This window comes from Stenotrophomonas sp. YJH_SMC_123 (assembly GCF_059368215.1).
The window spans coordinates 415,801-437,180 of sequence record NZ_JCAFRM010000001.1; the positions used below are offsets into that span (position 1 = coordinate 415,801).

18 protein-coding genes are annotated in these 21,380 nt (G+C 67.4%); 3 read left to right on the forward strand and 15 right to left on the reverse strand.

What is annotated here, in order from left to right; genetic code table 11:
- The first annotated feature begins 117 nt into the window (after nucleotides 1-117).
- Entirely contained in the window at nucleotides 118-483 is a 366-nt protein-coding gene (locus AC5P5W_RS01915; RefSeq protein WP_046429709.1) for a PadR family transcriptional regulator, read from the forward strand.
- Entirely contained in the window at nucleotides 480-1,469 is a 990-nt protein-coding gene (locus tag AC5P5W_RS01920; protein ID WP_495220795.1) for a sensor domain-containing protein, read from the forward strand. The genes AC5P5W_RS01915 and AC5P5W_RS01920 overlap by 4 nt, the downstream gene beginning before the upstream one ends.
- Nucleotides 1,470-1,579: 110 nt before the next feature.
- On the opposite strand, the gene AC5P5W_RS01925 is transcribed toward AC5P5W_RS01920, so the two are convergent.
- Entirely contained in the window at nucleotides 1,580-2,887 is a 1,308-nt protein-coding gene (locus AC5P5W_RS01925; RefSeq protein WP_014646484.1) for a polyhydroxyalkanoate depolymerase, read from the reverse strand.
- Nucleotides 2,888-2,980: 93 nt separating this feature from the next.
- Nucleotides 2,981-3,571 carry a methyltransferase domain-containing protein gene (locus AC5P5W_RS01930; RefSeq protein ID WP_197574144.1) on the reverse strand — a complete coding sequence of 197 codons (591 nt, stop codon included), beginning with the start codon at nucleotides 3,569-3,571 and terminating at the stop codon, nucleotides 2,981-2,983.
- A 149-nt stretch (nucleotides 3,572-3,720) separates the two neighbouring features.
- Here AC5P5W_RS01930 and AC5P5W_RS01935 point away from each other — a divergent pair, with 149 nt between their 5' ends.
- On the forward strand, nucleotides 3,721-4,176 hold the full coding sequence (locus AC5P5W_RS01935; protein ID WP_014646486.1) for a CopD family protein: 456 nt from the start codon (nucleotides 3,721-3,723) through the stop codon (nucleotides 4,174-4,176).
- A 139-nt stretch (nucleotides 4,177-4,315) separates the two neighbouring features.
- Here AC5P5W_RS01935 and AC5P5W_RS01940 read toward each other — a convergent pair whose 3' ends face one another.
- The 13 genes from AC5P5W_RS01940 to uppS form a co-directional block, all read right to left on the reverse strand.
- The gene (locus AC5P5W_RS01940) at nucleotides 4,316-5,275 is read right to left on the reverse strand and encodes an acetyl-CoA carboxylase carboxyltransferase subunit alpha (protein ID WP_014646487.1); all 960 of its coding nucleotides are present in this window, start codon (nucleotides 5,273-5,275) and stop codon (nucleotides 4,316-4,318) included.
- Nucleotides 5,276-5,388: 113 nt separating this feature from the next.
- Nucleotides 5,389-6,258: a hypothetical protein gene (locus tag AC5P5W_RS01945; protein ID WP_142234458.1), complete on the reverse strand. Its 870-nt coding sequence runs from the start codon at nucleotides 6,256-6,258 to the stop codon at nucleotides 5,389-5,391.
- 64 nt (nucleotides 6,259-6,322) lie between these two features.
- Nucleotides 6,323-9,913, reverse strand: a complete 3,591-nt coding sequence (gene dnaE, locus AC5P5W_RS01950; RefSeq protein ID WP_014646489.1) for a DNA polymerase III subunit alpha — start codon at nucleotides 9,911-9,913, stop codon at nucleotides 6,323-6,325.
- A 237-nt stretch (nucleotides 9,914-10,150) separates the two neighbouring features.
- Nucleotides 10,151-10,810, reverse strand: coding sequence for a ribonuclease HII (gene rnhB, locus AC5P5W_RS01955; protein ID WP_014646490.1), 660 nt, complete (start codon nucleotides 10,808-10,810; stop codon nucleotides 10,151-10,153).
- Complete coding sequence (gene lpxB, locus AC5P5W_RS01960; protein ID WP_495220873.1) at nucleotides 10,807-12,009, reverse strand: lipid-A-disaccharide synthase; 1,203 nt, start codon at nucleotides 12,007-12,009, stop codon at nucleotides 10,807-10,809. The genes rnhB and lpxB overlap by 4 nt, the downstream gene beginning before the upstream one ends.
- A 53-nt stretch (nucleotides 12,010-12,062) precedes the next feature.
- The gene (gene lpxA, locus AC5P5W_RS01965) at nucleotides 12,063-12,854 is read right to left on the reverse strand and encodes an acyl-ACP--UDP-N-acetylglucosamine O-acyltransferase (RefSeq protein WP_197574142.1); all 792 of its coding nucleotides are present in this window, start codon (nucleotides 12,852-12,854) and stop codon (nucleotides 12,063-12,065) included.
- A 16-nt stretch (nucleotides 12,855-12,870) separates the two neighbouring features.
- Nucleotides 12,871-13,329, reverse strand: coding sequence for a 3-hydroxyacyl-ACP dehydratase FabZ (gene fabZ, locus AC5P5W_RS01970; RefSeq protein WP_005415845.1), 459 nt, complete (start codon nucleotides 13,327-13,329; stop codon nucleotides 12,871-12,873).
- Nucleotides 13,326-14,348 carry a UDP-3-O-(3-hydroxymyristoyl)glucosamine N-acyltransferase gene (lpxD, locus tag AC5P5W_RS01975; protein WP_014646493.1) on the reverse strand — a complete coding sequence of 341 codons (1,023 nt, stop codon included), beginning with the start codon at nucleotides 14,346-14,348 and terminating at the stop codon, nucleotides 13,326-13,328. Before lpxD ends, fabZ begins: the two co-directional genes overlap by 4 nt.
- Nucleotides 14,349-14,729: 381 nt before the next feature.
- Nucleotides 14,730-17,093, reverse strand: a complete 2,364-nt coding sequence (gene bamA / locus AC5P5W_RS01980) for an outer membrane protein assembly factor BamA (protein WP_032956838.1) — start codon at nucleotides 17,091-17,093, stop codon at nucleotides 14,730-14,732.
- Between the two features lie 74 nt (nucleotides 17,094-17,167).
- Entirely contained in the window at nucleotides 17,168-18,526 is a 1,359-nt protein-coding gene (gene rseP, locus AC5P5W_RS01985; protein ID WP_014646495.1) for an RIP metalloprotease RseP, read from the reverse strand.
- Between the two features lie 55 nt (nucleotides 18,527-18,581).
- Nucleotides 18,582-19,772: a 1-deoxy-D-xylulose-5-phosphate reductoisomerase gene (locus AC5P5W_RS01990; RefSeq protein ID WP_049403801.1), complete on the reverse strand. Its 1,191-nt coding sequence runs from the start codon at nucleotides 19,770-19,772 to the stop codon at nucleotides 18,582-18,584.
- Between the two features lie 2 nt (nucleotides 19,773-19,774).
- The gene (locus tag AC5P5W_RS01995; RefSeq protein ID WP_014646497.1) at nucleotides 19,775-20,611 is read right to left on the reverse strand and encodes a phosphatidate cytidylyltransferase; all 837 of its coding nucleotides are present in this window, start codon (nucleotides 20,609-20,611) and stop codon (nucleotides 19,775-19,777) included.
- Nucleotides 20,608-21,375 (reverse strand): polyprenyl diphosphate synthase, encoded by a 768-nt coding sequence (gene uppS / locus AC5P5W_RS02000; RefSeq protein WP_032956844.1) that lies wholly within the window; start codon nucleotides 21,373-21,375, stop codon nucleotides 20,608-20,610. The genes AC5P5W_RS01995 and uppS overlap by 4 nt, the downstream gene beginning before the upstream one ends.
- Between the last annotated feature and the right edge of the window lie 5 nt (nucleotides 21,376-21,380).

The following is a 21,380-nucleotide window of genomic DNA, read 5'->3' on the forward strand; positions in this document are numbered from 1 at the left end:
CGAGGCTTCGATTCTGCGCGAGCCGCGCAGCGGCGCCAACCGGGAGAGTGACTAACGACACATTCGCTATACCGAACTTCGCACTACTGTGGACTTCAACGTAGTGGAGGGCCGGTCATGTCCGAGGACGATGTCCACCTGAAGAAGTTCCAGAAGGAGCTCAGCGCCGGAACGGTGTCGCTGGCCCTGCTGGCGGTGCTGGCCCGGGCCGGGGCGCCGCTGTACGGCTACCTCATTGCCAAGGAGCTGGAGCGGGTGGGCGAGGGCGTGCTGAGCGGCAAGCAGAGCGCGCTGTACCCGGTACTGCGCAACCTGGAGGGCGCCGGCCTGCTGGAAAGCCATGTGGAACCTTCCAGCAGCGGGCCGCCGCGGCGCTACTACCGCATCAACGAACGTGGCCGCGAGGTGCTGGCGCAGTGGCGCCAGGCCTGGCAGGCCACCCGCGATTCCGTCGATTCCGTGTTGGAGGGGGTACCGCAATGAACGACCCGAGCCTGGCAGGCCGCGCCCTGCCTACGACCATCCCGCAGTACCTGGCGCAGCTGCGCGCGGCGCTGGAAGGTGCCGATCCGGCGATGGTGCAGGACGCGCTGTACGACGCCGAGGAATACCTGCGCTCGGAGCTGGCGGCGCAGCCCGGCCGCAGCGAGGCCGAGGTGATCGCCGATGTTGCCGGCAGCTATGGCGCGCCGGACGAAGTGGCCGAGATCTACCGCGAGACCGAAGTGACGGTGAACCGCGCGCTGCGTACGCCGCGTGCGGATACCGCGCCGATGCTGCGTGCAGCGGCGGAAGCCAGTGGCGTCGAGCCGGCCGCACCGCCGCAGGCGCCGGTGCAGCGTTCGCTGCTGGCGCGCTTCTTCGGCGTGGTGACCGATCCGCACACCTACGGTGCGCTGTTCTACATGCTGCTGTCGCTGGCCACCGGCATCTTCTTCTTCACCTGGGGGGTGACCGGCCTGTCATTGTCGCTGGGCCTGCTGATCCTGATCATCGGCATTCCGCTGACCGTGCTGTTCTTCGGCTCGGTGCGCGGGCTGGCGCTGCTGGAAGGACGGCTGGTGGAAGCGCTGCTGGGCGAGCGCATGCCGCGCCGCCCGCGTTACACCGACCGCAGCCGCACCTGGCTGCAGCGCATCGGCGACATGTTCACCGATGGCCGTACCTGGCTGACGCTGTTGTACTTCGTGCTGATGCTGCCGCTGGGCGTGATCTACTTCACCATCGCGGTGACGCTGCTGTCGCTGTCGCTGAGCCTGATCTGGGCGCCGGTCGCGGCGATCTTCAGTGGTGACATCCCCGGCGTGTACATCAACGACGTGAATGTGCTGCCGATGGCGGCCTCGCCGCTGGTGGCGATCGCGGTTGCTGCGGCGGGCGCACTGCTGCTGGTGCTGACGATGCACCTGGCACGCGGCATCGGCAAGCTGCATGGGCTGATTGCCAAGAACCTGCTGGTGCGGTTGTAACAGGCCAGGGGTCGGATCCCTGTTCGCAGAACAGGGCTCTGACCCCGGATCCCATCATGCTGGGGTCAGAGCCCTTTCCGTTGGAAAGGGATCCGACCCCGGGCGGGGCATTACCCCGCCTTGCGCCGCAACGGGGTGACGTTGCTCTTCTTCTTCGCGGCCTTCGCCGCCGGGGCTTCGGCATGCGCGGCGAAGAAGTCGCGCACCTTCGGGTACACCACCTCGCGCCAGCGACGGCCGCTGAAGATGCCGTAGTGGCCGGCACCTTCGACGATGAAATGCTCACGGCGGTCCGCAGTGATGCCGGTGCACAGCGCCTGCGCGGCTTCGGTCTGACCAAGGCCGGCGATGTCGTCCAGCTCGCCTTCGATGCTCAGCAGCGCGGTATCGCGGATCGCCGACGGATCGACCTTCTCGCCGTTGACCACCCACTCGCCACGCGGCAGCAGGAAGTCCTGGAACACCACGCGGATGGTATCGAGGTAGTACCTGGCCGGCATGTCCAGCACCGCGTTGTACTCGTCGTAGAAACGACGGTGCGCGTCGGCGTCTTCCAGGTCGCCCTTGACCAGGTCGGTGTAGAAATCCCAGTGCGAGCTGAAGTGGCGGCTCGGGTTCATCGACAGGAAGCCGGCGTGCTGCAGGAAGCCCGGGTACACGCGGCGGCCGGCACCCGGATAGCTGGCCGGCACGGTGTGGATGACGTTGTTCTCGAACCACGACAGCGGGTTCTGCGTGGCCAGGTTGTTCACTGCGGTCGGGCTGCAGCGCGCATCGATCGGGCCACCCATCATCACCAGCGTGCGCGGCGTCGGTTCACCACGGCTGGCCATCAGTGAAACCGCGGCCAGCACCGGTACGGTCGGCTGGCACACGCTCACCACGTGCAGGCGTTCGACGCCGAGGTGGCGGATGAACTCCTGGATGTAGGCGATGTAGTCATCCAGCCCGAACTCGCCTTCGCTGGCCGGCACCATGCGCGCGTCGACCCAGTCGGTGACGTACACGCGGTGGTCGCGCAGCAGCGTGCGCACGGTGTCGCGCAGCAGCGTGGCGTGGTGGCCGGACAGCGGCGCCACCACCAGCACGAACGGCTGGTTGAGCATGGTGTGCAGCTGGTCGGCTTCATTGCTGTGGCGCTTGAAGCGCAGCAGCTTGCAGAACGGCTTGCTCACTTCCTCGTGCACGACGATCGGCACGCGCTCGCCATCGACGTCGATTTCGTTGATGCCCCACTCGGGCTTCTCGTAATCCTTGCCGATGCGGTGGAAGAGTTCATTGACCGCCGCCAGGCGATCAGCGCCGGGCATCTGCGACCACCAGTGGCCCTGGTTGGCGAAGAACCTGGCGTTGGCCTGGGCCTGGTGCACCCAGGGGGCGAGCAGGTTGCGGGTCAGTTCGTGCAGTTGATAGAGCATGACGACCGAATATGTATGGTCATATGTTGCCGCGCAGCATATCCCATCCGGGTGTCCCGCAGGTTAAGTCGGCTGAAAATAATGAATCCGGATTCACATCCGTTCCAGCGCGGCCGCATCGCCCGCCAGGGCGGGACCGAGCCAGCAGTGCGACCCTACCGGCTGCAGGCCCTGGCGGGCCAGCGTGCGGCGGTACCAGCGCGCCGGTCGGGCCTGGAAGCCGTCGTGGTCGCCTTCGAACGCGTCCTCGGCGGCGAAGGTCTCCAGGAAGGCCACGCCGCCGGTCAGCTCGGCCACGCCGGCCAGTCCTGCACGCAGCTCGCGGTCGTGCACGTAGTGCATCACGTCCGAACACACCAGCAGGTCAACCGGGGCGCAGGGCCGCAGCCAGGCGAAGTCGCCGAAGCGGGCCAGGTGCAGGTTGCGGGTCCTGCCGTAGCGGCGCACAGCGTACTCGCTGCTGTCGAAGCCGAGATATTCGACCTTCGGACGCAGCTTCAGCAGCGGCGCGCGCCAGGCGCCTTCACCGCAGCCGATATCCAGCACGCTGCGGATCGGCCGCTCCAGGTAGTACTCGGCGCTGGCCACGGCCAACGCCACCTTGCGCGCCAGGCGGGCGCTGCCGCCGATGTCGGCACGGCGGTACCAGCGTTGGAAGTAGGCGGCGTCGTAGGTCTTGTCCATGGGGCGGTGCGCGATCGGGGAAAACGGCGCCTATCGTACGGTGTTGCGGCGCGCCATGCGTCGATGTGTCGCGGCGGGCGTGCCTGCGGCGGCTTCGCCACGGCATGCGAGAATGGCCGCCAACCTACGCCAGCCGCCGGAGCGAGCGCATGCAGAGCTACTACTGGGTCAAGACCTTCCACATCGTGTTCGTGGTGGCGTGGATGGCCACGGTGTTCTACCTGCCGCGCATCCTGGTGAACCTGGCCGAGACCGCGGGCCAGCCGGCGGTGACCGAGCGCCTGCAGCTGATGGGCCTGCGCCTGTACCGCTTCGGCCACTCGATGTTCGGCCTGGCGTTCCTGCTCGGCCTGGTGCTGTGGCTGGGCTACAAGGTCATCCCCGATTTCCCGACCATGGTGGCGCCGGGAGCTGCCGGCTGGCTGCACGCCAAGCTGGGGCTGGTGGTGGTGCTGCTGGTGTACTTCGGCTGGACCGGCCGCCTGCTCAAGGGCGTGGCCAAGGGCCGGGCGCTGCCGTCGTCGCGCGCGCTGCGCTGGATCAACGAGATCCCGCTGCTGGCGTTCATTCCGATCGTGTGGCTGGTGCTGGCCAAGCCGTTCTGAGGCGGGGTCACCTGCGTCCGGTAGATCCACGCCATGCGTGGATGCTGTCAGGGCGCAAACGAAGGAGCCGGGCAAATGCCCGGCTCTTTCATTTCTGCAATCACCTCGTGTTGCCGGCCAGCGGCCGGCACTACCGGGCTTAGGCTGCTTCGTACGTGCCGTAACTGCGCAGGCGCGTGTAGCGCTGTTCCAGCAGCTGTTCGGTGGACAGCTTGTCCAGCGCGTCCAGTTCGTTCAGCAGCACGGCCTTCAGGCGCTTGGCCATCTGCGTCGGGTTGCGGTGGGCGCCACCGGTCGGCTCGCGCACGACCTTGTCGACCAGGCCCAGGCTCTTCAGGCGCGGCGCGGTCAGGCCCAGCTGTTCGGCCGCTTCCTTGGCCTTGCCCGCGTCCTTCCACAGGATCGAGGCGCAGCCTTCCGGGGTGATGGTCGAGTACACCGCGTATTCCAGCATCACGGTGCGGTCGCCCACACCCAGTGCCAACGCACCGCCGGAGCCGCCTTCACCGATCACGGTGCAGATGATCGGCACCTTCAGCTCGGCCATCTCGATCAGGTTGCGCGCGATCGCTTCGGACTGGCCGCGCGACTCGGCGTCGATGCCCGGCCAGGCGCCGGCGGTGTCGATCAGGGTCAGCACCGGCAGGCCGAAGCGCTCGGCCATCTTCATCAGGCGCAGTGCCTTGCGGTAACCCTCCGGCTTGGGCATGCCGAAGTTGCGCTTGATCTTTTCCTTGGTGTCGCGGCCCTTCTGGTGGCCGATCACCATTACCGCGCGGCCATTGATGCGGGCCAGGCCGCCCATGATCGCCTTGTCGTCGGCGAAGGCGCGGTCACCGGCCAGCTCCTGGAACTCATCGAACATGACGCGGAGGTAGTCGGCGGTGTACGGGCGCGACGGGTGGCGGGCCAGCTGCAGCACCTGCCACGAGGTCAGGTTGCGGAAGATCTGCGCGGTGCGCATGCGCAGCTTGTCCTGCAGCGCGTGCACTTCCGCCTCGACATTGACCGCCGGCCCGGCACTGGCGTTGCGCAGCTCCTGGATCTTGGCTTCCAGGTCGGCGATGGGTTGCTCGAAGTCGAGGTAGTTCGGATTCATCGGAAGCCGTCGTGTAAAGAAGGGGGGAATTCTAGCCGAATGCGTGCAAACCACCCGTACGCCTTCGTCTGGAAGGCGACGGTAGCGCAGCCGGGCAGGGGGCGCCAGTCAGCTCAGGGCACCACCAGGGCGCTGCGGCCCATCAACTGGCTGCGCTGGGAGACGAAGTCGTTGTAGGCCTCGTTGGCTTCCCGGCCAAGGCCGCTGCCCAGGGTGGCAGTGGCCGAGGTGAAGGCCATCTGCGCGGCGAAATCCTGCTTGCGCAGGGCCTTCTGTTCATCGGCGGTGGTGGCCTTCAGCCAGCGCGCGTAGACCTCGCGCAGGGGCGCGGCGTGGGCCTCGAAGGCCGGCACCAGCGCCGGCAGGCTGGCCGGGGCCGGTTCCAGGCTGTAGGCCGGGGCCACGTAGCCACCTGGTTGTTCGCGCTTGAACGCGCCGGGCTCGCCCATGCCTTCTTCCACGTAAGCGATGAAGTCGGGAGCGGTGAACACCTTGGCCACGATCTGGCCGCCGCTGGAATCAACGTGGGCCACCACCTTTTCCTTGGGGAAGGGTTCGCGCACGCCGTAGGTCCAGGTCTTGTCGATGAACAGGTCGTGGCGCTTCTCGAACGGGCCTTCGAAGTCGACGCCGCCGAGCTGGATACCGCTGTTGCCGACGCCGAAGTTCTTCACCTTGCTCTCGTCGGTGACGTAGATCTCGCGGGCGATCACGTACTCGCTGAGGGTCGGATTGATCAGCCCGCCACGACCGTCGACGTAGACGATGAAGCGCACATCACCGAGCTTGTCGGTATGCAGGCGATGCTCGCCGACAGCGAGCGAGACCGGGCGCGAGCCCTGTGCGGCCACCGGCAGGTCCTGGCCGTCGATGCTCAACGCAAGCGGCGTGTCGGTCGGGTTGTCGATCTGGAACTCGATCTTCGACGGGGAGCAGGCGGCCAGGGCCAGTGCGGCAGCGAACGGGAACAGCAGGGCCTTCATCGGCAATCGTCCTTGATACTTGGAACGGGGAAACAGGGGAGACAGGACAGCGAGGGAGCCAGCCTCAGCTGGCCCATGGCGGGCTGTAGCGCACCTTCAGCGTGCGCACGGCCGGGTCGGCGCGCAGCGCCTCCATCAGCTTGGAATCGATGCGTACCGCGCTCTGCCCGGACACATCGAGCATGCCGGCGACGCCGCCGTGCGGCCCCTTCAGCAGCAGGTCCAGGCGCAGTGGCGTCCGTCCCGGGCGATGGCGGTCGAGCAGCGCATCGATGCGCTCCCAGACCGGGCGCTGCTGGCGCAGGTCCAGGCGCAGCGACAGCCGCGTGGCGTAGTTGGCGCAGACCTCATCGAAGTCCCAGCACTGGCGGATGCGCAGCGCGAAGCCGCCGTTGAACTCGTCCTCGCGCAGGCCGCCCTTGACCACCAGGATGCGGTCCTTGGTCATCAGGTGGCCGAACTCGGCCATCGCGTCGGAGAACGCGCTGCACTCGACGCGGCCACGTCCGTCCTCAAGCTGGATGAAGATCTGGCTCTCGCCCTTGCGGCGCACGCCGACCACCTGGCCGGCCAGCACCGTCTGCACTTCCGGGCGCCAGCGCTTTTCGCCGCCGCCGCCACCACCGCTGTTGGCGCTCCAGATCTTCTCCACCGAACCCAGGTCGTTGCCGACCAGGTCGCGCACATCGTCGCGCCAGGGATCGAACGGGTGGCCACTGAGATAGAAGCCCAGCGTGTCGCGCTCGCCGTTCAGGCGCTGCAGCAGCGGCCACTCCTCGGCTTCGGGCAGGTCCAGCTGGATCGTGGTCGCGCTCGGGTCCGGGCCACCGAACAGCGAGTTCTGTCCCGAAGCCCGCTCGCGGGCCATCTGGTCGGTAGCCTTGATCACCTCCGGCAGCTGCAGCATCAGCGAGGCACGGTTGCGGCCGAGCTCGTCCAACGCACCACAGTTGATCATCGCTTCCAGCGTGCGCCTGTTGAGCTTGGCCGAACCAACGCGCGTGCAGAAGTCGAGCAGGTCCTTGAACGGGCCGCCCTTCAGCCGCTCCTCGACCACCGCCTCGCAGGCACCCTGGCCGACGCCCTTGATCGCCCCGAGGCCGTACTGGATGGTGTCCGGCGTCACCGCTTCGAACATGAAGGCCGACTGGTTCACCTTGGGCGGCAGCACGGTCAGGCCGAGGTTGCGCACCTCGTCGAGGAAGCCGACCACTTTGTCGGTGTTGTCCAGATCGGACGACAGCGTGGCCGCCATGAACTCAGCCGGGTAATGGCGTTTCAGCCAGGCGGTCTGGTAACTGACCAGCGCGTAGGCAGCGGCGTGCGACTTGTTGAAGCCGTAGCCGGCGAACTTCTCCATCAGGTCGAAGATTTCGTCGGCCTTGGGGCCATCGACGCCGCCCTTGGCTGCACCTTCGCGGAAGATCTCGCGGTGCTTGGCCATTTCGGCCGGCACCTTCTTGCCCATCGCGCGGCGCAGCAGGTCGGCGCCGCCCAGCGAGTAGCCGCCGACGATCTGCGCCATCTGCATGACCTGCTCCTGGTACACCATGATGCCGTAGGTGTCCTTCAGGATGGCTTCGGTGCGCGGATCGGGATAGATGATCTCTTCCTGGCCGTGCTTGCGCGCATTGAAGGAGGGAATCAGGTCCATCGGGCCGGGGCGGTACAGCGACACCAGCGCGATCAGGTCTTCGAAACGGTCGGGGCGCGCGTCCTTCAGCAGGCGGCGCATGCCGGAGGATTCGAACTGGAACACCGCGCCGGTATTGCCGTTGGCGAAGATGTCCCTGTAGGTGGGCGTGTCGTCCAGCGGGATCGCGGCGATGTCCACCGGCGGGATGCCGGCGCGCTCATGGCGCTTGTTGATCGCCTTCACCGCCCAGTCGATGATGGTCAGCGTGCGCAGGCCCAGGAAGTCGAACTTCACCAGGCCCACTTCTTCCACGTCGTTCTTGTCGAACTGGGTGACCGGGTTCTTGCCGAGGCCGTTCTCGTCGTGTTCGGCGTACAGCGGGCAGAACTCGCTCAGCGGCTCGGGCCCGATCACCACGCCACCGGCGTGCTTGCCGGCGTTGCGGGTCAGGTCTTCCAGCTGCAGCGCCAGGTCGATCAGGTCGCGGACATCGTCCTCGGTCTCGTAGCGCTGGATCAGTTCGGCCGACGCCATCTCAGAGCTCGGGCCTTCCTTGCCCTTGCCCAGCGCATCTTTCAGGTGGATGCCCAGAATGTTCGGGATCAGCTTGGAGACGCCGTCGACCAGGCCGTACGGGAAGCCGAGCACGCGGCCGGAGTCGCGCACCACCGCCTTGGCGGCCATGGTGCCGTAGGTGATGATCTGGCTGACGCGCTCGCGCCCGTACTTGCGGGCGACGTAGTCGATCACCTCGTCGCGGCGGTCCATGCAGAAGTCGATGTCGAAGTCGGGCATCGACACGCGTTCCGGGTTCAGGAAGCGCTCGAACAGCAGGTTGTACGGCAGCGGGTCCAGATCGGTGATCTTCAGCGCCCACGCCACCAGTGAACCGGCACCCGAACCACGGCCGGGGCCGATCGGAATACCCTGGTTCTTGCCCCACTGGATGAAGTCGGCCACGATCAGGAAGTAGCCCGGGAAGCCCATCTTGATGATGGTGTTGAGCTCGAATTCCAGGCGCTCGAAATACTCTTCGCGGGTCTTGCCCGGCGCCAGCGGATTCTTCTCCAGGCGCTCTTCCAGGCCATCGCGCGACATCTTCTGGATCCAGGTGTCCAGCGTCTCGTCGTCCGGCACCGGATAGTTGGGCAGGAAGTAGGTGCCCAGCCGCATCTCGATGTTGCAGCGCTCGGCCAGCGCCAGCGTGTTGTCGATCGCATCGGGGATGTCGGCGAACAGCGCGCACATCTCCTCGGCCGACTTCAGGTACTGCTGGTCGCTGTATTCGCGCGGGCGCTTGGGGTCGTCCAGCACGCGGCCGGTGGAAATGCACACGCGCGCTTCGTGCGCGCTGAAGTCCGACGGCGACAGGAAGCGCACGTCGTTGCTGGCCACCACCGGCAGGCCACGCTGGCCGGCGGCCATCAGCGCGAACTGGTTGAAGGTTTCCTCGCCCTCGCGGCCGGTGCGGGTCAGCTCCAGGTGCAGGCCATCGCCGAACACGCGCTGCCAGTCGGCCAGCTGCTGCTCGGCCAGTTCATGCTTGCCGTCCAGCGCCAGGCGCCCGGCCAGGCTCTGCCGCCCGGCCAATGCGAACAGGTTGGCGTTGCCGGCCTTCAGCCAGTCCGGGTGCACGGCCACGCCGCCCTCGGGGCGATGGCCTTCCATCCAGGCGCGGGTCAGCAGCCGCGACAGGCTCAGGTAACCCTCGCGGTCGCGGCACAGCAGGGTCATCCGCCACGGGTCCTGGCCTTCCTCGGCGATCAGCACGTCGGCACCGGCGATCGGCTTGATGCCCACGCCTTCGGCGGCCTTGTAGAACTTGACCAGGGCGAACAGGTTGTTGAGGTCGGTCACCGCCAGCGCGGGCAGGCCGAGTTCGACCGAGCGCGACAGCAGGTTGGCCTGCTTGGCCTTCTTCGGGTCCGCCTGGTCCGGTTTGGCCGGCACACGGATGGTGGAGTCCGCCAGCGAGAACTCGGTGTGGACGTGGAGATGTACGAAGCGGGAGTTGGACATGCCGGACCAGGTTGGAGCGCGCGGGCCCCGGGTGCTGACGGACGATCGTCGCCGGGGTCGGGAAGCGCTGGAATGCCCGGTCAGGGTAGCGAGGGCAGGGGGTTGCCACAAGGCTTGACAGGGGCACGGCGTGGCGCCGGATTCAGGCGTGCGGGAGGCCGCCTTCTGTAGAGCCGAGCCCATGCTCGGCTGTCCACAGCAGCCGAGCATGGGCTCGGCTCTACAACTCCAGCAGGCTCAGGCGATGGCCGCCGCCTGCGTCAGGCCCAGGCACTCACGCACCGGGGCGAAGCTGCGCCGGTGTTCCATGCAGGGGCCGTGCTCGCGCAGGGCGGCCAGGTGGGCCGGGGTGCCATAGCCCTTGTGCTGTTCGAAGCCGTACTGCGGGTGGCGGGTATGCACGTCCTGCATGTAACGGTCGCGCGAAACCTTGGCCAGGATCGAGGCGGCCATGATCGCGCGGTCGATGCCATCGCCGCCGACCAGCGCCTGCGCCGGCAGCACCAGGCCCTTGGGCACCACGTTGCCATCGATGCGGGCGAAGCCGGCCACATGGGCAACCGCTGCAACGACGTCACGCATGCCCTGCAGGGTGGCCTGGTAGATGTTCAGGCGGTCGATGGTGTCCACGTCCACCAGCACCACGTGCCAGGCCAGGGCACGCTCGATGATGCGGTCATGCAGCTGTTCGCGGCGGGCCGCCGTCAACTGCTTGGAATCGTCCAGGCCGTTGATGCGTGGCCGTGACGGATCGAATACCACCGCCGCCACCGCCACCGGCCCGGCCAGCGGGCCACGTCCGGCCTCGTCGACGCCAGCGACCAGGCGTTCCGGCTCGACCACCGTCGCGCCGTCGAACAGGGCCAGGCTGGCCGCTGCGGCGTGACGGCGGCTCATGCCTGCGCCCGGTCGCGCATCAGCAGTTCGCCGACGGCATCGGCGGCACGCGCCGAAGCATTGCGGCGCAGGCGCTCGTGCAGTCGCACGTACGTGTCCTGCAGGTCGATCACCCGCTGCGGGTGGTCGAACCATTGCTGGATGGCCGCGGCCAGCCTGTCCGGCGTGCAGTCGTGCTGCATCAGCTCCGGCGCCAGGTCCTGGCCGGCCAGGATGTTGGGCAGGGCGAAGCGGTCGACCTTGATCAGGCCCAGCGCCTTGACCAGGCGATAGGTCAGTTCGTTGACGCGGTAACCGACGACCATCGGCCGCTTCACCAGCATGGCTTCCAGGGTCGCGGTGCCGGAGGCCAGCACCACCACGTCGGCGGCGATCATCGCGTTGCGCGCCTGGCCATCCAGCACGTGCGAGTAGGCCACCGGCAATGCCGAGCGCGACAGCTGTTCTTCGATCAGCTGCCGGCAGGCCGGGTTGGCGGCAGGCACCACCACATGCAGGCCCGGAATGCGTTCAGAGACCTGCCAGGCGGCTTCGAAGAAGGGTTCGCCCAGGCGCGAGATCTCGCCCAGGCGGCTGCCCGGCAACACCGCCAGCACCTTGGCCGAGGTCGGCAGCCCGAGCGCGGCACGGGCTTCCTCGCGGTTGCCCTGCAGCGGAATGTCATCGGCCATCGGGTGGCCGACGAAGCGTGCGTCGATGCCGTGCCTGGCATAGATCGGCGGTTCCATCGGGAACAGGCACAGCACCAGGTCCGCGCTGCTGCCGATCTTCTCGGCGCGATTCTCGCGCCAGGCCCAGACCGAGGGACTGACGTAATGCACGGTGCGCACGCCGCGTTGCTTCAGCCAGCGCTCGATGCCCAGGTTGAAGTCAGGTGCGTCGATGCCGATGAACACGTCCGGCTGCCATTCCAGGGCGCGCTGGCGGAACGCCGAGCGCAGCTTGAGCAGCCGCGGCAGGTGGCGCAGCACTTCGGTCAGGCCCATCACCGCCAGCTCGCTGGCATCGTGCCAGGTCTGGCAGCCGGCGCTGCGCATGGCATCGCCGCCAATGCCGGCGAACTCGGCATTCGGGAAGCGCGCCTTCAGTTCACGCACCAGGCCCGCACCGAGCAGGTCGCCGGACGCTTCGCCGGCAACCAGCGCGATCCGCAACGGGCGCTCGCTGAGCACCCGCTGTGCGGGAACGCTGCCGGCCATCGAGGCCAACGGAATCACCGCGGCGCCGGCCGCCGCCTGGCCGGTCGTGCTGCTCATCGCAGCAAGGGCCTCTCGGCGTGCTCGATGAAGTCCAGCATGGCCTTCACGTCATTGCTGTCACGCGCCTGTTCGGTCAGCTGCTGCTTGGCTTCGGCCAACGGCAGGCCGGCCACGTACAGCGTGCGGTAGGCACGCTTGATGGCCGAGATGCGGTCGGCGTCGAAGCCGCGGCGCTTCAGGCCTTCGCTGTTGATGCCGCGCGGGCGGCCCAGCGAATCGGTACCGACCATGGTGAACGGCGGTACATCGCCATTGGTCAGCGCGCCCATGCCGAGGAAGGCATGCGCACCGATGCGGCAGAACTGGTGGGCACCGGCGAAGCCGCTGATGATCACGTAGTCGCCCACGGTCACGTGGCCGGCCAGGGTGGTGTTGTTGGAGAACACGCAGAAATTGCCGACATGGCAGTCGTGCGCCACGTGCGTGTAGGCCAGCATCCAGTTGTCGTTGCCGATGGTGGTGATGCCGCCGCCGCCGCCGGTGCCACGGTTGAGCGTGACGAACTCGCGGAACACGTTGCGGTCGCCGATCACCAGTTCGGTGCGCTCACCGGCGAACTTCTTGTCCTGCGGCTCGCCACCGATCGCGGCATGACCGACGAAGCGGTTGTCGCGGCCGATCCAGGTCGGGCCGTGGATGCTGCAATGGGGGCCCACCACCGTGCCGGCGCCGATTTCAACATCGGGGCCGATCAGGGTGAAGGCGCCCACCTGCACATCGTCGGCCAGGCGCGCGGCCGGATCGATGACGGCGGTGGGGTGGATCCGCGGTGCGTTGTCAGTCATTGCTGCCTCCAGTGGATCAGCCCTTGGCGCCGGCGCACATGACCTCGGCCGACGCGACGACTTCGCCGTTGACCTTGGCTTCGCCGTAGTACCAGCCCATGTTGCGGATCAGGCGCTTCATCTGCACGTCCAGCATCAGCACGTCGCCGGGCACGACCTGCTTGTTGAAGCGGGCGTTTTCCACCTTGACCATGTAGAACAGCTTGGACTGCGCATCGCGGCCGAGCGTGAGCTGGGTCATGACGCCGCCGGCCTGCGCCAGCGCTTCGATGATCAGCACGCCGGGCATGATCGGGCGGCCCGGGAAGTGGCCCTGGAAGAACGGCTCGTTGATGCTGACGTTCTTCTGCGCCAGGATGCGCTTGGCCTCGACGTCGAGTTCAAGCACCCGGTCCACCAGCAGGAACGGGTAGCGGTGCGGAAGCAGTTCCTGGATCTGGCAGACATCGATCGGAAGCTGCAGCGAATCGTTCATTCTTTCTCCTTGCCAGCAGCCAGGACGCGGCGAGCCAATGCGTCCAGCTGCTTGAAGCGCGCGGCGTTCTTGCGCCACGTGCGGTTGTCGGTCAACGGGGTGCCGGACGAGTACTCGCCTGGCTCATGGATGGAGTTGCGGACCACCGACTTGCCGGTGATCACGACCTTGTCACAGATTTCGAGGTGGCCGACCACGCCAACGTGGCCGCCAAGCAGGCAGTAGCGGCCGATCTTGGCGCTGCCGGCGATGCCGGTGCAGCCGGCGATGGCCGAATGCGCGCCGATCTGCACGTTGTGGGCGATCTGCACCAGGTTGTCCAGGCGCACATCCTCGTCCAGCACGGTGTCTTCCAGCGCGCCGCGGTCGACGCAGGTATTGGCGCCGATCTCGCAATCGTCGCCGATGCGGACGCCGCCGAGCTGCGGCACCTTGATCCACTTGCCAGCGTCCATCGCCAGGCCGAAACCGTCGGCGCCGAGCACGGCACCGGGATGCACGCGCACGCGCTTGCCCAGCGTGACCCGGGTGACCAGGGTCACGCGGGCGATCAGTTCACAGCCGGCATCCAGGCTGCAGTCCTCGCCGATCACGCTGCCGGTGCCGATGATGCAGTTCTCGCCGACCACGCTGCGCGCACCGACCGAAACGAACGGGCCGATATGGGCGCTGGCGGCCACCTGGGCGCTGGGGTCGATGACGGCGCTGGGGTGGATGCCCGGCGGGCGGGTCGGCGCGATGTCGAACAGCGCGGCGATCTTGGCGAACGCGGTGTACGGGTCCTTGGCGACGAGCGCAGTGCCCGGGGCGGCCTCGGCGTCGTCGGCACGCAGGACCACCAGCGAGGCCTGGCTGTCGGCCAGCTGGGCGCGGTAGCGCGGGTTGGCAAGGAAGGTCAGCTGGCCAGGGCCGGCATGGGCGAGGGTGGCCACGCCATGGATGGCGGTGGCGGGGTCGCCATGGACCTGCAGGCCGAACTGCTCGGCGAGTTGCTGGGCGGTGTAGGTGGGAGTATTCACGGCGGGAGTTTAACGTGTGACGCCATTTCGGTCATGCGGGGGCAAGGCTTGGCGCCTGCCTGGTACGGGCGGGAGGCGGCGGGTGGCCCTGGCCAGGACACGCAAAACCCCCTCCATGGTGCTCGATGGCGCCATCCATGGCGCCAACGGTCCTGTCCAGGGCCACCCGCCGCCTCTGGACAATTTCCCGCGAGCGCGGCCAAAAGCCCGTGCCGTGCAGTGTCATCTGCAAAACGAAAACGCCGGGCAGAGCCCGGCGCTTCGCACCCCGTCTGGTGGAGAGCCCCCCTTTGTTAAGGGGGGCGCGCCAGCGGCGCGGGGGATAGGTGAAATGCGCGGGCAATTCACCGGAGGTGGACCAGTTCTGGGGAACAACGTTCCTCAGAACTGGCCACCGAACGTGAATTGCAGACGCTCGATCTTGTCATCGTCTTCCTTCTTCAGCGGGAAGGCGTAGCTGATCGAGATCGGGCCGACCGGGGCGCGCCACAGCAGGGCCACGCCGGTGGACACGCGCAGCTCGTTGGCCTTGAAGTTCTGGGTGCCGTTGTAGACGTTGCCGAAGTCGACGAAGGCCGACACGCGTGCCGACGGGCTGTCGAACAGGCGCGGGAAGTAGGCTTCGACCGAACCGACGGTCTTCAGCGAACCACCCAGCGGCTGGCCTTCCGGATAACCGGTGGTGACTTCGCGCGGGCCGAGGGTGTTGTCCTCGAAGCCGCGCACCGAGTTGGTGCCACCGGCGTAGAAGTTCTCGAAGAACGGCAGGCCGCTGGCGGTGACGGTGCGGGTGGTGCCATCCGGATTGGTCAGCGTACGGGTGTAGTCGTTGCCGTAGGCATCGCCGTAGCCGATTTCCGCGCGGGTGTTGATCACCAGCGACGGCATGATCGGCCAGTACTTGCTGATCTGGTAGTTCAGCTTGTAGTACTCGATGGTCGAACCCGGCAGCGTGGTTTCCAGGCCGATGCGCTGGTAGGTGCCGCGCGTCGGCATGAAGTAGTCGTTGCGCGAGTCGCGCGCCCAGCCCAGCTCGGTGCGCCAGGCGTGGAAGGTGCGCTTACCGACCGCGTTGATGTAGTCGATGATCGACTGCGGGGTCGAGCCCTGGTAGGTGGTGATCTGGTTGCTGTCGATGCCGAACATCAGCGAGACGGTATCGGTCTCGGTCAGCGGCACGCCGAACACCACCTGCGCCGAACCATTGGTGCTGTTGTACTGCGCGGTATTGAAGTCGGAGTAGTCCAGTTCGCGCCAGGACAGGTTATAGCCCAGCGACACGCCGTCATCGGTGAAGTACGGGTTGGTGTAGCTGAAGCCGTAGCGCTGCAGGTAGCTGCTGCGCGAGGCTTCGACCGACACGCGGTTGCCGCCGCCAAGGAAGTTGTTCTGCGACAGCTGCACCGAGGTGGTCATGCCGTAGGACTGCGAGTAGCCCAGGCCGAACACGAAGCTGCCCGAGGTGGTTTCCTTGACGTTGTAGACGACGTCGACCTGGTCGTTGCTGCCGCTGACGGCCGGGGTCTCCACTTCCACCGATTCGAAGTAGCCCAGGCGCTGCAGGCGGATCTTGGAGCGGTCGATCGCGGCCTGCGAGTACCAGCTGTTCTCGAACTGGCGCATTTCGCGGCGCATCACCTCATCGGAGGTGCGGGTATTGCCACGGAACAGGATGCGGCGCACCGACACGCGCGGGCCGGGCACGACCTGCATGTTGATGGCGACGGTCTGCTCGGCGCGGTTGGTGGTCGGGATCGGGTTCACCTTGGCGAACGCGTAGCCGATGTTGGACAGCGAATTGGTGATGGTGTCCGAGCTGAATTCCAGCAGGGCACGCGAGAACGTGTCGCCGGACTTCTGGATCACCATGCGCTCGACGTCCTCCTGCGGGAGGATGGTGTCGCCGCTGACCTTGATCTCGGAGATCTTGTACTGCGCACCCTCGGTCACGCCCGCGGTCAGGAACATGTCGCGCTTGTCGGGGCTGATCGAGACCTGGGTGGAATCGATGCTGAAATCGACGTAGCCGCGGTCCAGGTACCAGGAGTTGAGCTTTTCCAGGTCACCGGACAGCTTTTCCTTGGAGTACTGGTCGTCACGGCGGTACCACGACGCCCAGTTGTGCTCCTTGGACTCCCAGGTCTCCAGGATGTCCTTGCTCTCGAACTTTTCGGTGCCGACCAGGTTGACGTGGCGGATCTTGGCCGCCTTGCCTTCCTTGATGGCGATGGCGATGTCCACGCGGTTGCGGTCCAGCGGGCTCACCGTCGGGGTGATGTCGACGTTGTATTTGCCACGGTCGTTGTACTGGCGGCGCAGTTCCTGGGTCACGCGGTCCAGGCTCAGGCGATCGAAGGTGCCGCCCTCGGTCAGGCCGATGTCGGACAGGCCCTTGAGCAGCTGGTCGGACTTGATGTCCTTGTTGCCGGTCACGGTCAGCTTGTTGATCGCCGGACGTTCCTTGACGGTCACCACCAGGATCGTGCCCTGGCGGTCCAGCTGCACGTCTTCGAAGAAGCCGGTCTTGTACAGGGCGCGGATCGTCTCGCCGACCTTGTTGTCGGTGACCGTCTCGCCACGTTCCACCGGCAGGTAGGTGAATACCGTGCCCGAGCTGATGCGCTGCAGGCCATCGACGCGGATGTCGCTGACAGTGAAGGGCTCGGCTGCCTGGGCCAGGGCGGGAGCGCCGGTGACGGCGGCGAGGGCGAGGGCCAGCAGGCGGCGATTGGGGAGTCGCGTCATGTCACGTCCGGTAGGAAGGTCGATTTCATTGGTGCGGGATGCCGACGCTGTAGACGGCAACAACATGGAAAAGTTCATCGCGGGACCAGGCCGAGGATGTCGTTGTAGAACGCCAACCCCATCAGCCCGGCCAGCAACGCCAGGCCGATGTATTGGCCGGCGGCGATGGCACGCTCGCTCAGCGGGCTGCCCTTGACCAACTCGATAAGGTAATACAGCAGGTGGCCGCCGTCCAAGATCGGGATCGGCAGCAGGTTGATGATGCACAGGCTGAGGGACAGCAGGGCAAGGAACTGCAGGAACCAGTCGAGGCCGCGCTTGGCCGAGACATTGGCCACGCGGGCGATGGTGACCGGCCCGGAAACGTTCTGCAGCGAGGCCTTGCCGGTGACGATGCGGCCCATCATGCCCAGCGAGTCGGCCGCCAGGCGGCCGGTTTCGCGTACCGCGACGGTGACCGAGTCCAGGGGGCCGTAGCGCAGGAGGGTGTCGTAGGGGGGGCTGAACTTGGTCGGGAACTGAACGCCGATCTGCCACGTGGGGCCACCCTTGGCGTCCTGGCCCTTGCGTGGCGTCACTTCCAGCGCCAGGCGCTCGCCGCCACGCAGGACCTCGATCATGCCCGGGCCACCGGCACGGCCCAGCGCCTGGATCTCGCCGATCACCTGGTCGGCGCCGTCGATGCGCTGGCCGTCAATGGCCACGATCAGGTCGCCCGGCTGCAGTTGCCCGGCCACCACGGAGTCCGCGGTGAGCGACTCGACCAGCGCGGGCTGCAGCCACGACTGCCAGTACATGCCAGCCAGGATCGGCACCCGCCGCTCATCGAAACCCGCCGGCAGCTGCGACAGCGGCAGGGTGCGCGTGCGCACCTGGTCGGCCGTATCCAGCACTTCCAGCTTCACGTCGCGGCGGTCCATCGCGGCCGCGGTCAGTGCCATGCTGGCCTCGCCGAGGGTGACCACCTGGCGGTCGTCCACGCGCAGCACGCGGTCGCCGCTGGCCAGGCCGGCACTGGCGGCGATGCCGCTGACGCGGCCGACGGTGGGCGAGTAATCCTGCTTGCCGATCACGAACATCGCCCACAGCAGGAGGATGCACAGCAGCAGGTTGGCGATCGGGCCGGCGGCAACGATCGCGATGCGCTGCCAGACGGTCTTGTGGTTGAAGGCCTGGCCGCGCTCGTGCGGGTGGACTTCGACCTCGCGTTCGTCGAGGAACTTCACGTAGCCACCCAGCGGAATGGCGGCGATGGCGAACTCGGTACCATGCCGGTCGCGGCGCGACCACAGCGGCCGGCCGAAGCCGACCGAGAAACGCAGGATCTTGACCCCGCACAGGCGCCCGACCCAGTAATGCCCGAACTCGTGGAACGTGACCAGCAGCCCGAGGCTGACAATCATCCACCAGACCGATCCGATGAAGTCAGTCATGCAGGCTCACAGTGGCGGGCAGGGGCGGCGGCGTCATGCTGGGCGAGGCGGTCGTTCAGGCGGCGTCGATGGCGTTCAGGGTGAGCTGGCGTGCCCGCTGGTCGGCGGACAACAGGACCTCCAGTGTATCGGCTGCTTGCGTCGGCAGTGTTGAAAGAGCGTTAGCAACCAGCGCCGGGATCGTCAGGAAACCGATCCGGCCCTGAAGAAACGCTGAAACCGCCTCCTCGTTGGCAGCATTCAGCACCGCCGGTGCGGTGCCGCCGGCCTGCATCGCCTGCCAGGCCAGGGCCAGGCAGGGGAAGGCGTCGGTGTCCGGGGCCTCGAAATCCAGCCGGCCCTGGGCCAGCAGGTCCAGCCCGGCCACGCCCGATTCGATGCGCTGTGGCCAGCCCAGGCCAACGGCGAGGGTGGTGCGCATGTCCGGCAGGCCCATCTGCGCCAGGGTCGAGCCGTCGACGAACTCGACCAGCGAATGGACCAGGCTCTGCGGGTGCACCAGCACTTCGATGCGTTCACCGGGCACGCCGAACAGGTGGTGGGCCTCAATGACTTCCAGGCCCTTGTTCATCAACGTCGCCGAATCGACCGAGATCTTCGGTCCCATCGACCACTTCGGGTGGGCAACGGCCTGGGCCGGGGTGACCTGGGCCAGTTCGGCGCGGCTGCGGCCACGGAACGGGCCGCCGGAGGCGGTCAGCAGGATCCGGCGCACGCCGGCGCCGTCGACGCTGGCGTCGCGCGAGCGCAGGCACTGGAAGATCGCGCTGTGTTCGCTGTCGATCGGGATGATTTCGGCGCCGGCACGTTCGGCGGTACGGGTCAGCAGTTCGCCGGCCAGCACCAGCGATTCCTTGTTGGCCAGCAGGATGCGCTTGCCGGCGGCGGCCGCGGCCAGGGTCGAGGACAGGCCGGCAGCGCCGACGATGGCCGCGACCACGGTATCGCAGGCGTCGCTGGCGGCCAGCTGGTCCAGCGCGGCATGGCCGGCATGGGCTTCGGTGGCCAGTCCGGCGTCGCGCAGGCCGTCACGCAGTTCGGCAAACAGCGATTCGTCGGCGATCACCGCGTGCGCGGGTTTGTGCTGGCGGCACAACGCCAGCAGCCCCTGCACCTGGCGTCCGGCGGCGAGCACGGTCGCCTGGTAGCGCTGCGGGTGGCGGGCGATCACGTCCAGCGTGGAGGCACCGATCGAGCCGGTGGCGCCGAATACGGCGACCCGACGCAGGTCTGCAGCAGCATTCATGGTCAGAACCCGAAGATTTCCTTGCCCAGCGCGAACACCGGGACGGCGGCGAGGACGCCGTCGACCCGGTCGAGCACGCCGCCATGGCCCGGGATCAGGTGGCCCGAATCCTTGGCGCCCGCGTGGCGCTTGATGAGGCTCTCGAACAGGTCACCCAGCACCGAGGCGAACACGGCCACGACCGCGGTGATCAGCAGGCCCGGCAGGTGTGCGGTATCGATCCCGGCCAGCCAGCCCAGGCCGACGGCCACGGCGACACCGGCCAACAGGCCGCCGAACAGGCCTTCCCAGGTCTTGTTGGGGCTGATCCGCGGGGCCAGCTTGTGCTTGCCGAAATGGCGGCCGGCGAAGTAGGCCCCCGAGTCGGCCGCCCACACCAGTGCCAGTGCAGCCAGCAGCCACAGGTGGCCCTGCTTGCCCGGCGGATCGCCACCGGCATGGATCAGCACCAGCGCGGCCCAGGCGGGCACGATGGCAAGCGTGCCGGCCAGCATCTTCAGGATGCGCGAGGGCGCCGACGGCTGTGCACCGAAATTGAAGAAGCGCAGCCAGACCAGCGCGGCCAGCCACCAGGCAACGCCGGCCAGCGTGGTTATCTGGAACAGCACCAGCGTACTGCCATCGGCCCAGACCAGCAGCACCATCAGCAGCAGGTTCAGCACCAGAAGTACGGTGCGTGCCAGGGTGTCTTCGATACCGGCCAGCTTCAGCCATTCCCACAGGCCGATCAGCAGCACCGCAGCGGCGGCGGCGGCCAGCCATTGCGTGGGCAGCAGCAGGATCGCCGCAATGGCAACCGGCGCCATGATCAGCGCGGCGAGGACTCGGGTCTTGGTCATGGGCTGGAAGTCTCGGTGGCCAGTGCGGCAATCTGGGCGCTGGTCAGGCCGAAACGACGCTCGCGGCCGGCATAGGCGTCCAGCGCCTGCTGCAGCTGCCCGGCATCGAAGTCCGGCCACAGGGCCTCGGTGAACCACAGCTCGGTGTAGGCCAGCTGCCACAGCAGGAAGTTGCTGATGCGGGTGTCGCCGCCGGTGCGGATGAACAGGTCCGGCGGCGGCAGGTCGGCAAGGGCGACCTGGCTGCCCAGCAGCGATTCGTCGATCTGCTCGGGCAACAGGCGACCGGCCGCCACTTCGACGGCCAGGGCGCGCGCGGCGCGGGCGATGTCCTGGCGGCCGCCATAGCTGGCCGCGATCGACAGGGTCAGGGTGGTGTTGTCGGCGGTGCGCTGTTCGGCCAGCTGCATGCGGCTGACCAGCCCGGCACCGAAGCGCTCGCGTTCGCCGATGAAGCGTACGCGCACGCCGCGCCGGTGCAGCTCGTCCACCTCGCGGTCGAGCGCGCCGAGGAACAGCTTCATCAATGCATCCACTTCCTCCTGCGGCCGGCCCCAGTTCTCGCTGGAGAAGGCGAACAGGGTCAGCGCCGGAATGCCCAGTTCAAGGCAGCGCTCGATGGTGCGGTTGACCGCGCGCGCGCCGGCACGGTGGCCGATCACGCGGGGGCGACGGCGCTGCTGAGCCCAGCGCCCATTGCCATCCATGATGATGGCAATGTGGCGGGGCAGGGCGGCCGGTAACGGAGGCGGGGCTGAAGGCATCGACT